This is a genomic window from Candidatus Sodalis pierantonius str. SOPE (assembly GCF_000517405.1).
GTDB classification, from domain to species: Bacteria; Pseudomonadota; Gammaproteobacteria; order Enterobacterales; family Enterobacteriaceae; genus Sodalis_C; species Sodalis_C pierantonii.
The window spans coordinates 2635094-2648991 of sequence record NZ_CP006568.1; the positions used below are offsets into that span (position 1 = coordinate 2635094).

Below are 13898 nucleotides of genomic sequence, written 5' to 3' on the forward strand. Positions count from 1 at the left end.
ACGCCATGCCGCGGCGATGGCGACTCGTCGCACAACGTTATCGGCTCATTTTTCTACGGACATGGCGCCCCCTCAGCGGCAATCAAGGGAAGGTAAAACCGATAGTGGTCTTCGCCGCGGGCAAAAAATGTGCGTTTGTGAGAAATATCACAAAGACAGGAGAATAACGGTGCAATAGTATTTGAACTTAAGCCTTTTCGTGTCCTTACCGCGAATTAAGCAGACAGCAGCGCTGATAATATTAACAGACATTGCCGCCAACATTAAGTCTGGCGCAGTGTTAAGGGGCGCATCATGAAAAAAATATTAATATGCTGTATTTCGGGCACAACCGCGACGATGCTGGCGAAAAAAAATAAATAAGCTCGCGCGCGATCAAAATAGGGATATTATTGCCAGCGCGACCGGTCAAGATAATTTTGCCATCGCCGCGCCGCTCTATGATGCCTTTCTCATCGGCCCGCACATCACTTATAAGTTGAATTATTTTTCATCGCTCATTCCCGACAATAAACCGATAAAAGTGATCAACGGCAGTGACTATATCACCATGAATGCCGAGAAAATCCTTAACGACTTTATCGCGGGGCAAACGCCGGTCAGTTAATCGCATCGTGCGACCGGACTCGCCTGGGTTTGACGGGCCCCCCTTCTCGGCGAAAGCACGGGGGATTGCCGGGGAGTGTCGCACGGGTCGAGCGCTGCGGCACGCGTTTGAACCGGCCGGCGCTCGTCTGCCCGCGCGCTGCCGTGTTAGGTCTTGGTTAGCCGCGGTCGTAAAAACGCCGCCAGCACCTGAGCAGGGTGATGTTGCTGATAGCGCGTGGCCAAAGCCGGTCTACCGGTACGTGATAGCCGTCAGCGGCCCACGCCGGATCATAGACTCGTCTGCAATAGAACATGCCCTCCTCCGTGACCTCGCCCGATAGCCCTATTTTATGCTGCACAGCGCGAGGGAGTGCAACCGATGGCGATGTCGCCGGAAGGGCAGGAACATGAGCCAAAAGTAGCGTCGATTGTCTTTGCCTAGCGCCCGCCATAGGATCTTCAGCGCGCGCCACTCCGACAGCGTCATCGGCTGAACGTTAACGTTGATGGCCTGGCGCATTTGCGCCAGTACCGCGTTGGCGCCGTCCTGGCGTCGTAGCATGATGTCGTGCGTCAACAGCCGACCGCCGGGTTTAAGTACCCGATAATACTCCGCCACCAACCGCGCTTTGGCCTTATGGGCGTACATGGTCAGCATCGCCTCGTTTATCACCACATAAAAATGACCGTCCGGATAAGGCAGATGCAGCGCATCCGCCTCCACGACCGTCACCCGCGCCGCCAAGCCACACGCCGCCACGTCACGGCGCGCTTGCGCCAGCGCGGCGAGATCTTTGTCCACCGCGGTGACGCGGCAGCCATACCGCGCCGCTACCGCGATGGCGGTCGTTCCCCGATTGCAGGCCACCTCCAGCACCAGACTGTCGGCGCTTAACGCGGCGTGGCTCAGCAGCCATTCGGTCGCCCGCCGGCCCCCCGGGCGCAACCGCGGTTTGCCTAAACGGGCCAGGAATTTATGGCCAGCCTCATGGTGCTTGATCATCCTTGCACCGCCGGCTCACGCAGCATTATCAGCAGCATGCGCGAGGCCTCCAGGGCCTGTAGCGCATGGGGCACATTCGCCGGCAGACGCACCAACATCTCCGGCTGCGCTTCCAGCGGTTCGCCGCCGACGGTGAAACCGATCCGTCCCGCCACGACCAGCGCCAAAGCGTCAAATGGCGCCGAATGCTCGCTCAGCGCTTGCCCGCGGTCGAAAGCAAACAGCGTCACGTTGCCGCCCTGGGTCTTTGCCAGCACGCGGCTGGCGATCCCCTGTTCGGTGGGGGTGATAAGGTCGTGAAGGAGTAAGGCAGTGGCTGCCTGGAGCGAGGATGTGCCCATACAAATGCTCTCCATCAATCAATAATGCGCCTTGCGGGTGCGGCGCGGAATAAAGACCTGTTCATCTCGTCAGCTGTAGATCACAATGATTCTCATTTCCTGACAACCGCACCTTAGCCCCTTACAGGACACAGACCAATGACAAATGTCAATACGGCGATCCTCGACAGCCTTCGTCGGCAACGCTAGCTGGGCCAGCTGGACGCGGCCGCGCAGCGCCACCTGGCGTCACGCTGCCAGCAGCTCGCGTTTACCCAGGGCGAGAAAATTTTTAATGAGGGAGACGACCAGCGCTTCAGCCTGTTGCTAGAGCAGGGCAGCCTAGAGATTTATCGCGATACTCGCCAGGGCGAGGAAAAGGTGTTCCAGATCCTCGGCCCCGGCCAGTGGGTGGCGCTGGCGGCGGTGTTCATGGATCACGGCCGTTTCCCGATGAATGCCCGCGCGCGCGCCGACGGCTGTGGGGTGCGCATCCCGCACGCGCTGCTGCACGATCTGTGTTTACGCTACCCTGCGCTTACGCTCGGTTTTCTGCACCATTTCTGCAATCAACTTTATGCAACGCTCAATCACGTGGACTGGCTCACTTCCAGTTCAGCGGCAGAGCGCCTGACGGCATGGCTGGTGGATTTCAGCCATAACGGCGAGCAGTTGGCACTACACCTGCCGCTCAGCCGCGCCCAGCTTGCCGCCCGGTTGGGGATGCGCAGTGAGACTCTGTGCCGGCTGCTGTCCCAATGGCGCAAAGAGCATATTATTTCAGGCGTGGGCAACCGCATGCAGCTTGAAAACATCACGTTTTTGCAAACGCTATCCCAAGGGGCGCGGCGTCAATTTTGATCGGGGGCGGCGCGGGCCCGCATTAGGCTGGCAGGAGCCGGCCGGTTTAGCCGTACCAGGCATACCCTTTCGGTACGCGTGAAAAGCCGGCGTTAGACAGCGCCTCGCCCCAGGGTCCTGCTCCGACAGGCCGGCCATCAACCGTCTCCAGGGTAAACCCCCGCCCTTTTTCGCGCCGCAGGCCGGTCGTCAGCGCGCGCAGACTGGCGGCGAGCCAGCCGGCGATGTTAGCCTCATCGAACGCCAGGAAGGTAAGCAGTTGACGGCCGCTCGGGGCCAGATACAGCGCCAACTTACCGCCACAGATAACCACCATCGCCCCCCGCGGCGCGACGGCCGGATGCCGGAGGGATGCGCTGGCCAAGAGAGCAGCCAGCCGAACGGATTGGCCGGATCGTAGGCCGATAGCGCCACCGCCGCCGGAGGGGGTGGACGCGGGCGCCGCCAATTCCCGTAATCGCTCGATGCTATCCTGCTCGGCGAATTGCGCGGCGCCCATGCCGTTAACGAAGCGTCCCCGCAAAATACGGCCGGCATCCTCCATGCGTCGCAGCAGCGGCGTCAGTTGCCGCACAAAATAGGCGCCGCCGTCCGCCAAAACGTCCAACAAGGCCAGATGCAGCGACGCGCTGACCGACGCGTTTGAAGCCCTTCCCGCCGGCGCCGGCGCGGCGTCCGTCACCACGCCCTGGCGCTCGAGCATCAGCCGCCCGAACGCCGCGCGCGCCGCCTGCAAAGATCGCGCCCGCAGGCGACGGAACACCTCGTCCCAGACCCACTCCCGGCGGCTACCGGTGTCCCCTTCCCCCGCGCCGGCGACATTGCAGGGCAGCAACCGGCCCCGATCTCGCAATTGCACTAGCTGCTCATTGACGATAGCGACGCCCAGGCCAAAATGGGCCGCCGCCTGGGCGGAAGTAAAAGGCCCGTGGGTGCGGGCATAGCGGCTGAGCAGATCGCGCACCGGCGCGTCGACGGCCTGTAAAAAGGCCGCGGGAACGCCCGGCGGCAACGCGACACCCAGCCCGTCACGCAGGCGGGCGGCATCTTCCACGCTCGCCCAGCGGGGTTTGGCGCCTAGGGTCACGGGAATGATCCGCCTGGCCGCCGCCAACTGCGTCAGCGCGACGTCCACCTCGTCGGCCTTCTCATGCACCAGGCGCGCCGCGATTTCCGCATGCGACAGCGGCCCCAGCTCGCGCAACACATCGGCCAGGCCCTCCACCCCCTTCACCCGGCGCTCGGGGGCGGTATGCTGCAACCCCTCGCCGACCTGCGCCACCACCTGCGGGTCGAGCAGTTCGCCGAGTTCCCCCTGCTCCAGCAGCTCGCTGAGCAACCCGCTATCCAGCGACAGGACGGACGCCCGACGCTCGGCCTGCGGCGCATCGCCCTGATACATAAACTCCGCCACATAGCCTAACAGCAGGTTGGCGGCAAACGGCGACGGGACGTCGGTCGTGGCTTCCACCAGCCGCATCGCGCCGTCATGCAGCCGCTGCATCAGCCCCCTGTATGTGGGGTAGCAATCATTTCTGGACTCTCAAGGGGAACGATGGATTAGCCGGAAGCCCTTTACTGGCAAGGCTTACCACAATTTTAAGGATTCTGGACTCATCGCAAAAAAATGAGCAGAAAATGATTTTTTTGCACTAAATTCTGGACTCGAATGACTGTGGTTTGAGCAGATTTGAAGGTGGTTTAAACACCGTTTGATCATCCCCTCAAGTGTAAGTGAGTTAGGTTGAATTAATATCAGTAAATCAGAAATATAATGAAATGCGATAAATAAAGGCCTAATCTTTAGTTAGGCCGCTCCACTGTTCTTGCTATCTAAGGTTTCTACATTTTCTACTGCACACTCTTCAGGTGTGGCCCCCTCTTTAGCTTCGTGTAAAGCCATTAGGCGCTCCTGCTCTTCGGGAGGAAGTTCAAGTAACGCCCTTTCAATATTGCTAGTGATATTATTTTCATTTGTAGTATCAGTTTTCATACAAGCCGAAATAACCCCTTCAATCCCTTTCCTATGGATAATCCTCAAGATAGCTTGAGCTTCTTGCGCATCAAGTGAATCAAGCACCATGAGCCAGGCAGTCATTAACTTACCATCGTTATCATCTATCCCCGTTTTTCCAGATCTAGTTTTTAAGTTATTAGCTAACTTGTCATCTGATCCAAATGCTAGCCAATCAAGGCTGATTTGCTCCTTATACGCAATACTCCGTATTGCAGTAAAGGACGGTTCAGTTCCTTTGTTCAAGTAATTATTTAATGTAGAAAAAGATAACCCCCAGCACCTAGCAGCAGCGCGGATACTGCGTTCACCAATCAGCATCTTTAAACGCTCTCTAAAGCTTTCTTTGCTCCCCCCATCAAAAGCAAATTCATTTGTTTTTTCATCTGTCATTTTCTTTTCACTTAATCTATTGATTCAAAAGGAGTAAAATAAATTGCGCGCATTAGCCATAAAAAGAATCAAAGAAAGCGAACTTTTTGCTTTACATGATTTTAATTAAGATCAATACTTGCAGTAGAGGTAAGCCCCAGGACTTACCCGCATGGTTAACTTTTTTAGGGTAATCGAATGATAGATAGAAATGAAGTGAATCATCGTGACTGGCACCGGATTGATATCGTGGCCTCCCTGCACAAGAAGGGGATCACCATGCAAGATCTCTCCCGCGGCTCCGGGCTGGCGTCCAGCACGTTAAAAAACGCGCTGTATCGTCCCTATCCCAAAGGTGAACGCATTATCGCTAATGCACTCAATGTGGATCCGGCCAGCATTTGGCCCAGTCGTTATATGAGTAAGGTGTCGTAATTATGTTTGTTACGGTGAGTGAGTTAGTCGGTTTACCCGGATTGCCTGGCACCTTGCAGGGACTTCGCTGGTCATTGAATAAGCGGGCTGCAAATTCACCAGATTTAGTCCGTAAGCGTTCAGGCACCAAGGCTTTCGAGTATCACATCGATTGTCTGCCAGAACAAACACGCGAGATCATCAAACAGCGGCACTATAAATCCTTAATAGCGCAAGCCCCGGCCCAGCCGGTTGATGAGTCGCTCAAAGGCAGCACTGTAATCAAGTCACGCCGATGAGCTGGCGATCATGCGCCAATGTCCGGCCCTGCTTGAGCGCAAGGTGCAGGCCCTGAACGATCAGCAGAAGCAGATTGCCGATGCGCGCATGGTACTGGCACAGGAAGTGATCCGGTTACAGCAGGCTGGCATGACCCGCATTGCGGCGGTGACCTTTATCGTCGATGAGTCAAAGGCCGGCACATTGCCCGAAGCCCTGCAGCGCGCCGCCACGCGGGCCAACGCCAAAAAGGGCCGCACCCGGCAAGGGGTAGGCAAAAGCAGTCTGCAGGAATGGGTGAGTCTCTATCTCAGCGCCGAGCGGCCCCAGGAGCGTCTGGCGATACTGGCTCCAGGGCAGCCGAAGAAGCAGCGTCCCGAGGACATGACGTGGTTCTATACGCTGTTCTGGCCGCATTATGCCCGACCCTGTGGCCTGACGGTGCTGGAAGCCTACCGCGCGTTTCAGGCGGACTGGCAGGGCAAATATCATGACCAGCCTGCCATGCTGGCGGCCCTGCCGACCTACGACAAGGTGAATCGCATGGTCAAGCGGGTGGCACCTCACCGACGGGTCAAGGGACGGGTCACTGGCTCGGCGCTTAAGGCGTATCAGGTGTACCAACAGCGGGATTGGGCGCAGATGCCGGTAAATGGCTGCTGGATAGCTGACGGTAAATCGCTGAACATGAAAAGTGGCCCATCCGATACACGGGCGGCCCTTTACCCCGGAGCTGACGTTGGTGCTCGACGGGCGCACCCGCTATCTGGTGGGCTGGAGCCTGTCACTGGCGGAAAACGCCATCGCGGTGGCCGATGCGTGGCGTTATGCCATCCAGCACCACGGCAAGCCGCTGTTTGCCTACTCCGATAACTGCGGCGGCGAGACCAACAAGATGCTGGATGCGGATATCACCGGGATTTTTCCCCGGCTGGGCATTGAGCATATTACCGGTATCCCCGGTAACCCCCAGGCGCGGGGCATTATTGAGCGGCTTAACGGTGTGCTGCCCCGCCGGCTGGCACTGCGCTTTCAGACCTATAACGGGCTGAGCGCTGACCCCAACGGGGCGCGGGTGCAGGGGCAAAAACTGCTGAGTCTGTCGAATGCCTTGCGCCAGGGTAAAGAGCTGAACGCCACGCAGCAAAAGACGCTGGCGATTCTGCCCAGCTGACGGCAGCTGATAGACGCCATCGAGGAAGAGGTGCGGCGCTATAACCACAGCCACGAGCACAGCGCGCTGCCGAAGGTCAACGACAAGTCGATGACACCGGCTGCTTACCGCAAGGCCCTGCTGGCTGAGGAAGGAGACAACATTGAATACCTGACGCCGGGCGAGCTGCGCGAGATGTTTATGCCGGAAGAGAAACGGGTGGCCCAGCGCGGTTGGGTTGAACTGTTGAATAACCAGTATTTTGCCCGGGAGCTGATTGAGGTAGACCGCCAGACGGTGCGGGTGGCCTACGATATCCATAATCCGAACGAAGTGATTATTCGCCAGATGGACGGCGCCTATCTCTGCACCGCGCTCTGGAATGGCAATACCGCCTCGCCGGTGCCGGTCTCGCGGGTAGAAAAAGCCCTGGAAGCGCGTGCCAAGCGTCGCATTAAGCTGGCCGAAAGCAAAATTCAGAATGCGAAAGACGAATTACGTCCGGTGATTGATGCGCCCAGGGAGAGCGATTACAGCCTGCTGATACCCAAGGTGTCGGCACCCGAAAAAGAGAAGGTGTATTTATTTGAATCCGAATATGAGCACGATATCAAGCAGGTCAGTAATAACCGCTAAGGATATATTGTATGACAACGCGAGAACGTATTTTCCAGCTGATGGAACGGTCAGGCTACACCCAGCGCAAGGTAGCCGATAAAACCGGATTAAGCTGTGCCACCATTTCACAATATTTAAAGGGGGTTTACAACGGCAATATTGATAACGTTGGGGGCACACTGCGAGATTTTCTTGACCGCGATACAGAGCGCGCCCACCGGCGGGACATCAAGGTGCATTTTGTGCCGACCCATTTGGCGAGGGTGGCGCTGAACCTGATTAGTGCCACGCACGACTTCGGCGATATCGGCGTGATATACCGCCCGGCCGGCATGGGAAAAAGCATGGTGCTGAAGGAGTATGTGCGCGCCAACAGCGCCAATCAATAAAGGCGTCATCCTGATTGAAGCCGACCCCGGCTATACCGCCAAGGTGCTGCTGCAGGCGCTGTGTGCCCGGCTGGGTCTGCGGAAAACCGGCAATATCCATGAGCTGGTCGAGGAGTGTGTGCAGGGGCTACGCGACAAGCACTGGCTGGTGCTGGTTGACGAGGCCGAGCTGCTGCCCTACCGGGCGCTTGAAGTCTTGCGCCGCATTCACGACCGTTCCGGGGTGGCCATTGTACTGGCGGGCATGCCGCGTTTGCTGCTCAATCTCAAAGGCTCACGCGGGGAATACGCCCAGCTTTATAGTCGGGTGGGCATGGCGTTAGACCTGGAATCTCGCAAGAAAGAAAGTGAAGCCGAGGATTTCAGCGCCATTCTGGGCAGCCTGTTATCGAACGGCGAGGCCTCGAGCGAGCCGCTTGCGCCGGAGATTGCCGCCACCTTTCGCAAACATTCACGGGGCAATTATCGCAGCCTGTTTAAGCTGGCGCGTGGGGTGGCCCGAACAAGCGCTATCGGCAATCAGGGGATGTCCGTGACGTTAATCGACCGCTATGCAGAAATGCTAATTCATTGAAGGAGGAAAGTATGTCAGTCCATCATAAAGCAGCATCGACCAACACTCATCTTATCGCCGCCATGACGCAGGCAGGAGCCGTTATTCATTATTTGACGATAAGAGGCGTGAGCGTAAAAAGCGTGATATTGCATAATTGCAAACCCGTTATCCGTATTGAACGCTTTGTTGAATAAATCCGAAATTTGTGACGACTTCCTCCCTATCAGGGCGATTGTTACATGATGCGGACGCTGTTTGGCATTCCTAACAGCGTGATCCGGTTAAGCGCTTTGACCATTGCCATGGCTTTGTTGAATAAATCGAACTTTTAGGTGACTGGCGGCTCTGATCACTACATTCGTTTCAACATCAGGTACCCATGGCAAAGCAAAAGTTTAAAATCACCAACTGGCCCGCATATAACAATGCGCTCAGGCAGCGGGGGGACCTGACAGTATGGCTTGATGAGTCAGCCATTGCTGCATGGACTGAGAGTACACCACCTGAACATCGTGGCCGGCTGCTTCACTACACCGATATGGCCATTACCACGGTTCTGATGATAAAGCGCGTGTTTAACCTTTCGCTCCGGGCGTTACAGGGTTTCGTTGACTCGATTTTTAAACTGATGGGGCTGTCGCTGCGCTGCCCAGATTACTCTCTGGTCAGCCGGCGAGCAAAAACCGTCGACATCAGCATAAAAACGCCAACCCGCGGCGAAATCTCACACCTGGTCATCGATGGCACCGGCCTGAAAGTCTTCGGCGAAGGCGAATGGAAAGTCAGGCAGCATGGGGCTGAGAGGCGCAGAGTATGGCGCAAGCTTCATCTGGCAGTAGATAGCGTGACACATGAAATTATCTGTGCCGATTTATCGCTAAGCGGTACGACAGATGCGCAGGCGCTGCCCGGGCTGATTAACCAAACCCACCGGAAAATCAGGGAAGCGTCGGCTGACAGTGCTTACGATACGCGTTACTGTCATGATGCTCTGCTGAGGAAAAAAATAAAGCCGCTTATCCCACCGCGAAGTGGTGCGCAATATTGGCCAGCTCGATACCATGAGCGTAACCATACGGTGGCAAATCAGCATCTGAGCGGCAATAACGATACCTGGAAAAAGAAAGTAGGTTATCACCGGCGTTCACTGGCTGAAACGGCCATGTTCCGGTTTAAAACACTTCTGGGTGGTCATCTGAGTCTGCATGACTATGACGCGCAGGTAGGTGAGGCTATGGCAATGGTCAAAGCGCTTAACCGGATCACGCTGTGTAGGAATGCCAAACAACGTCCGCATCATGTAACAATCGCCCTGATAGGGAGGAAGTCGTCACAAATTTCGAATTTATTCAACAAAGCGCTGTGTACCTTAAAAATTAAAGGCGCAGATGCTTTACAGGAGATCTTCGATGGGATACGCTTTGTGTCGAGATCTCATGAAAGCAAATGAAACCTGTTTTCAATTCGGCCCTGGTAGGACCCTGTACACGATTCTGTGTAAATGCCTTTTCTCAGAAGTGACCGTCCAGGCGGTCGCCGAACTCGATAATAAAGCGGCTCATTGCCATGCGCCAGTCCCTCAAAGGCATTGTCCATTTCTGTGAGGCCGCCTGTATCGCCAGCCAAACCACCTTTTTCACTGCGTCGTCGGTCGGGAACACCTTGCGCTTTTTGATGGCATGCCGGATCACGCTGTTTAACGACTCGATGGCGTTGGTCGTGTAGATCACCTTGCGGATGTCCGTTGGGTAGGCAAAGAACGTGGCCAGATTGGCCCAGTTTGCCTGTCAGCTTTGACTTATTTGTGGGTAGCGGATGTCCCAGGCACTGGAGAACGCTTCCAGCGCCTGCAAGCCGGCTTCTTCCGTAGGGGCCTGATAGATAGCTTTCAGGTCGCGGGTGACGGCCTTGTAGTCCTTCCAGGAGACGAACCGCAGGCTGTTGCGCACCATATGCACGATACACAGCTGGAGCCGCGCTTCCGGATACACCGCGTTAATAGCGTCAGGGAAACCTTTCAGCCCGTCTACGCAGGCGATAAGGATATCGTTCAGGCCGCGGTTTTTCAGCTCTGTCAGCACGTTCAGCCAGAACTTTGCGCCTTCATTTTCGGCCAGCCACATACCTAGCAACTCTTTCTGGCCTTCGATGTTGATGCCCAGCGCCAGGAACACAGATTTGTTGATGATGCGGCTGTCCTGCCGGACTTTTAGAACGATACAGTCAAGATAAACAATGGGATAGACTGCATCCAGAGGCCGGTTTTTCCATTCGACAACCTGCTCCATGACCGCATCGGTGACCTTTGAGACCAGCGCCGGCGAGACATCGGCGTCATACAGCTCTTTGAACGCGGCGGCGATCTCGCGGGTGGTCATCCCTTTGGCGTACAACGATAAAATCTGGTTATCCATCCCGGTAATCCGGGTCTGGTTCTTCTTCACCAGTTGCGGTTCAAAGGAACCGTCACGATCGCGTGGAGTACGCAGCGCCAGCGGGCCATCGCCAGTGGTAACGGTTTTTGTGGAATAGCCGTTGCGGGCGTTGGTCCCCGGTTTAGGCTGATTTTTATCGTAGCCGAGGTGATGGGTCATTTCGGCATTGAGAGCTGCTTCGACGCTAATTTTTTTCAGCAGCCGATCGAAGTGACTGAGATCTTCAGGGGTTTTGAGATTTTTGGCCAGTTCGTTAGCCAGAGCCTGCAACTGTTTTTCGTCCATAAATTAACCTGTTTTTGATGTTGGATTGAACATATCAAAATCAGGCAAATACACAAATTTCTAAACAGGCTCCTGCATGGACTGAGAGTACACCACCTGAACATCGTGGCCGGCCGCTTCACTACACCGATATGGCCATTGCCACGGTTCTGATGATAAAGCGCGTGTTTAACCTTTCGCTCCGGGCGTTACAGGGTTTCGTTGACGCGATTTTTAAACTGATGGGGCTGTCGCTGCGCTGCCCAGATTACTCTCTGGTCAGACGGCGAGCAAAAACCGTCGACATCAGCATAAAAACGCCAACCCGCGGCGAAATCTCACACCTGGTCATCGATGGCACCGGCCTGAAAATCTTCGGCGAAGGCGAATGGAAAGTCAGGCAGCATGGGGCTGAGAGGCGCAGAGTATGGCGCAAGCTTCATCTGGCAGTAGATAGCGCGACACATGAAATTATCTGTGCCGATTTATCGCTAAGCGGTACGACAGATGCGCAGGCGCTGCCCGGGCTGATTAACCAAACCCACCGGAAAATCAGGGAAGCGTCGGCTGACAGTGCTTACGATACGCGTTACTGTCATGATGCTCTGCTGAGGAAAAAAATAAAGCCGCTTATCCCACCGCGAAGTGGTGCGCAATATTGGCCAGCTCGATACCATGAGCGTAACCATGCGGTGGCAAATCAGCATCTGAGCGGCAATAACGATACCTGGAAAAAGAAAGTAGGTTATCACCGGCGTTCACTGGCTGAAACGGCCATGTTTCGGTTTAAAACACTTCTGGGTAGTCATCTGAGTCTGCATGACTATGACGCGCAGGTAGGTGAGGCTATGGCAATGGTCAAAGCGCTTAACCGGATCACGCTGTTAGGAATGCCAAACAGCGTCCGCATCATGTAACAATCGCCCTGATAGGGAGGAAGTCGTCACAAATTTCGGATTTATTCAACAAAGCGTGTTTGGGGCTTTCTCTTTCTGATGTTCTGGAGAAATTTAGAGCATTAAATCATGGAGTTTCCCATATAGTAGCTGACGAAAAATATAGTATGTTTGCTAAAAGAACAATTTCCGAAGCATTTATGAAAGCTCGCCGTGCCTCTGGATTGACGTGGGAGGATACCGCTCCTTATTTTCACGAAATCAGAAGTTTGGCAGCACGCTTGTATACAGAGGAAAAAGGAAAAGATTATGCTCAAAAACTGTTAGGACATAAGTCATCCGAGATGACTGATAAGTACCGGGATGTAAGAGGTGCGGAGTGGACGGAGGTATGATTATTTCGATCGAATTTCGAGTAATTTCGATCGATTGATTATAATGCATTAAATGTAAAGGCTAAATTTTTAACGCCACTGCTGCGCCAGCAGTAGCGCCTCGGTCAGCCCGCCGGTTTTATCCAGCTTGATATTGATCATTTCATAACTGCCCTGTAGCGTCGCCAATTGGTCACGGGTATGACAACTCTCATCCGCGCAAATCGGCAACGGATGGATAAAATGCTGCAACGCCGCGTCGTGCTCCGCCGGCAGCGGTTGCTCCAGCATCGCCGCGTCGCCTCCGCCATCGTCTGCGGCTCATCGATACTCAGGGTCTGCGCCGTGGCGATCCGCGTCGGCAGCGCGACACCGGCATATTCCGCCAGCGTTTGGCCGGCCGCCTGGCGCTCCAAATCCCACAGCGCGCTATCGATGGCATTGCGCGCAGCGCCGGCGGGCAGCAATTGCAGCAAGACGTCCCGGCTTATGCCCTGTTCGATGCCGTGCAGGACGCTGTTGATTTGCCCGATAACCGAGGCCTCGGTTTCGCCATAACGGGGATAGGGCGTACATTCACCGATACCATGCAGCCCATCTTGCTCGATGTCCACTACCACCACCCGGGCTTCGGTACGCTCGCCGCGCGCGATGACGAACGGCGTTCGCAACGGCCAGGCCTGCGGGTAAAAACGCATTACTCTCATCGGGCATCCTCGGATCAATTAGCGGCAAAACACCGCCTATCGGCAGGGATAAGAAGAAATTTCGTAATTCAACGCAATTAGGCTTATTCTGTTAATGACTTGTACACTATCACCCAAAAGGATGCGATTCATGTCACAGACTATTACTTTGAAAGGCCAGCCGGTGACCGTAGCCGGTACGTTTTTGGCGCCGGGTGCCAAAGCGCCGGATTTTTTACTGGTCGCCACCGATTTGTCCGATGTGACCTTGAAAAGTTACACCGGAAAACGCAAGGTTCTTAATATATTCCCGAGCGTGGACACCGGCACCTGCGCAACGTCGGTCCGCAAGTTCAATCAATTGGCGGGATCGCTCGACAATACGCTGGTACTCTGCATCTCCGCCGACCTGCCGTTTGCTCAGAAACGATTTTGCGGCACCGAGGGGCTAGAGCGGGTCATCGCCCTGTCTACTCTGCGCGACCCGGCATTCCGCCAGCATTATGGTGTAGCGATAGACGATGGACCGATGAAAGGTTTGGCGGCGCGCGCGGTGGTGGTATTGGACGAACACGACAGCGTCATTTACAGCCAACTGGTCGGCGAAATTGCCACAGAACCGGATTACGATGCGGCGCACGCCGCGCTGCACGCCTGAGCGAGCGCGGCAAACGCA

18 protein-coding genes and 4 pseudogenes are annotated in these 13898 nt (G+C 55.5%); 14 read left to right on the top strand and 8 right to left on the bottom strand.

All coding sequences use genetic code 11. The features are described 5' to 3' along the window. The first annotated feature begins 355 nt into the window (after positions 1 to 355). The gene (locus tag SOPEG_RS24880) at positions 356 to 607 is read left to right on the top strand and encodes a PTS sugar transporter subunit IIB (RefSeq protein WP_081743012.1); all 252 of its coding nucleotides are present in this window, start codon (positions 356 to 358) and stop codon (positions 605 to 607) included. 157 nt (positions 608 to 764) lie between these two features. On the opposite strand, the gene SOPEG_RS30920 is transcribed toward SOPEG_RS24880, so the two are convergent. The 3 genes from SOPEG_RS30920 to SOPEG_RS13380 are packed head-to-tail and all read right to left on the bottom strand — an operon-like array spanning position 765 to position 1932. Beyond that, the gene (locus SOPEG_RS30920; RefSeq protein ID WP_417903417.1) at positions 765 to 1040 is read right to left on the bottom strand and encodes a DUF488 family protein, N3 subclade; all 276 of its coding nucleotides are present in this window, start codon (positions 1038 to 1040) and stop codon (positions 765 to 767) included. Next, on the bottom strand, positions 932 to 1591 hold the full coding sequence (locus tag SOPEG_RS13375; RefSeq protein ID WP_025245727.1) for an SAM-dependent methyltransferase: 660 nt from the start codon (positions 1589 to 1591) through the stop codon (positions 932 to 934). The genes SOPEG_RS30920 and SOPEG_RS13375 overlap by 109 nt, the downstream gene beginning before the upstream one ends. Continuing rightward, positions 1588 to 1932: a cupin domain-containing protein gene (locus tag SOPEG_RS13380; RefSeq protein ID WP_025245728.1), complete on the bottom strand. Its 345-nt coding sequence runs from the start codon at positions 1930 to 1932 to the stop codon at positions 1588 to 1590. The genes SOPEG_RS13375 and SOPEG_RS13380 overlap by 4 nt, the downstream gene beginning before the upstream one ends. Before the next feature lie 222 nt (positions 1933 to 2154). Here SOPEG_RS13380 and SOPEG_RS13385 point away from each other — a divergent pair, with 222 nt between their 5' ends. Beyond that, a complete protein-coding gene (locus SOPEG_RS13385) occupies positions 2155 to 2772 on the top strand; it encodes a Crp/Fnr family transcriptional regulator (protein ID WP_257720387.1) in 618 nt (205 codons plus the stop codon). Between the two features lie 46 nt (positions 2773 to 2818). Here SOPEG_RS13385 and SOPEG_RS13390 read toward each other — a convergent pair whose 3' ends face one another. Then, the gene (locus tag SOPEG_RS13390; RefSeq protein ID WP_025245729.1) at positions 2819 to 4276 is read right to left on the bottom strand and encodes a DNA glycosylase AlkZ-like family protein; all 1458 of its coding nucleotides are present in this window, start codon (positions 4274 to 4276) and stop codon (positions 2819 to 2821) included. A gap of 303 nt (positions 4277 to 4579) precedes the next feature. Next, complete coding sequence (locus SOPEG_RS13395; RefSeq protein WP_025245730.1) at positions 4580 to 5179, bottom strand: hypothetical protein; 600 nt, start codon at positions 5177 to 5179, stop codon at positions 4580 to 4582. Between the two features lie 177 nt (positions 5180 to 5356). On the opposite strand from SOPEG_RS13395, the gene SOPEG_RS13400 reads away from it, so the two are divergent. The 8 genes from SOPEG_RS13400 to SOPEG_RS28330 are packed head-to-tail and all read left to right on the top strand — an operon-like array spanning position 5357 to position 8761. After that, the gene (locus tag SOPEG_RS13400; RefSeq protein WP_025245731.1) at positions 5357 to 5593 is read left to right on the top strand and encodes a helix-turn-helix domain-containing protein; all 237 of its coding nucleotides are present in this window, start codon (positions 5357 to 5359) and stop codon (positions 5591 to 5593) included. Positions 5594 to 5595: 2 nt separating this feature from the next. Next, positions 5596 to 5871 carry a DNA-binding protein gene (locus SOPEG_RS29665; protein WP_236851475.1) on the top strand — a complete coding sequence of 92 codons (276 nt, stop codon included), beginning with the start codon at positions 5596 to 5598 and terminating at the stop codon, positions 5869 to 5871. A 10-nt stretch (positions 5872 to 5881) separates the two neighbouring features. Next, on the top strand, positions 5882 to 6724 hold the full coding sequence (locus tag SOPEG_RS29670; protein ID WP_025245732.1) for a hypothetical protein: 843 nt from the start codon (positions 5882 to 5884) through the stop codon (positions 6722 to 6724). Further along, the gene (locus SOPEG_RS29675; RefSeq protein WP_025245733.1) at positions 6660 to 7025 is read left to right on the top strand and encodes a hypothetical protein; all 366 of its coding nucleotides are present in this window, start codon (positions 6660 to 6662) and stop codon (positions 7023 to 7025) included. Before SOPEG_RS29670 ends, SOPEG_RS29675 begins: the two co-directional genes overlap by 65 nt. Before the next feature lie 30 nt (positions 7026 to 7055). After that, on the top strand, positions 7056 to 7640 hold the full coding sequence (locus SOPEG_RS29680; protein WP_025245734.1) for a Mu transposase C-terminal domain-containing protein: 585 nt from the start codon (positions 7056 to 7058) through the stop codon (positions 7638 to 7640). A gap of 41 nt (positions 7641 to 7681) precedes the next feature. Further along, on the top strand, positions 7682 to 8011 hold the full coding sequence (locus SOPEG_RS29685) for a TniB family NTP-binding protein (protein WP_236851476.1): 330 nt from the start codon (positions 7682 to 7684) through the stop codon (positions 8009 to 8011). Continuing rightward, entirely contained in the window at positions 7983 to 8585 is a 603-nt protein-coding gene (locus SOPEG_RS29690; RefSeq protein ID WP_236851477.1) for an AAA family ATPase, read from the top strand. Before SOPEG_RS29685 ends, SOPEG_RS29690 begins: the two co-directional genes overlap by 29 nt. Before the next feature lie 11 nt (positions 8586 to 8596). Continuing rightward, positions 8597 to 8761 carry a hypothetical protein gene (locus SOPEG_RS28330; protein ID WP_158382408.1) on the top strand — a complete coding sequence of 55 codons (165 nt, stop codon included), beginning with the start codon at positions 8597 to 8599 and terminating at the stop codon, positions 8759 to 8761. Positions 8762 to 8802: 41 nt separating this feature from the next. Here the strand turns inward: SOPEG_RS28330 and SOPEG_RS30925 are convergent. After that, positions 8803 to 8877 (bottom strand): annotated as a pseudogene (locus SOPEG_RS30925) (surface-adhesin E family protein); the annotation flags it as partial. 69 nt (positions 8878 to 8946) lie between these two features. Between SOPEG_RS30925 and SOPEG_RS13415 the strand changes: the two are divergent. Next, positions 8947 to 9871 (top strand): annotated as a pseudogene (locus SOPEG_RS13415) (IS5 family transposase). Positions 9872 to 10078: 207 nt separating this feature from the next. Here SOPEG_RS13415 and SOPEG_RS13425 read toward each other — a convergent pair. Next, a pseudogene (locus SOPEG_RS13425) lies at positions 10079 to 11287 on the bottom strand (IS256-like element ISSoEn2 family transposase). Between the two features lie 56 nt (positions 11288 to 11343). Here SOPEG_RS13425 and SOPEG_RS13430 point away from each other — a divergent pair. Together SOPEG_RS13430 and SOPEG_RS23075 are read left to right on the top strand one after the other, a co-directional pair. Beyond that, the gene (locus tag SOPEG_RS13430) at positions 11344 to 12183 is read left to right on the top strand and encodes an IS5 family transposase (RefSeq protein WP_257720388.1); all 840 of its coding nucleotides are present in this window, start codon (positions 11344 to 11346) and stop codon (positions 12181 to 12183) included. A gap of 59 nt (positions 12184 to 12242) precedes the next feature. Next, positions 12243 to 12557: a tyrosine-type recombinase/integrase gene (locus tag SOPEG_RS23075; protein WP_236851479.1), complete on the top strand. Its 315-nt coding sequence runs from the start codon at positions 12243 to 12245 to the stop codon at positions 12555 to 12557. Between the two features lie 72 nt (positions 12558 to 12629). Here the strand turns inward: SOPEG_RS23075 and SOPEG_RS13440 are convergent. Continuing rightward, positions 12630 to 13243 (bottom strand): annotated as a pseudogene (locus tag SOPEG_RS13440) (enolase C-terminal domain-like protein); the annotation flags it as partial. Positions 13244 to 13373: 130 nt separating this feature from the next. On the opposite strand from SOPEG_RS13440, the gene tpx reads away from it, so the two are divergent. Beyond that, positions 13374 to 13880: a thiol peroxidase gene (gene tpx, locus SOPEG_RS13445; protein WP_025245737.1), complete on the top strand. Its 507-nt coding sequence runs from the start codon at positions 13374 to 13376 to the stop codon at positions 13878 to 13880. Positions 13881 to 13898: the final 18 nt, after the last annotated feature.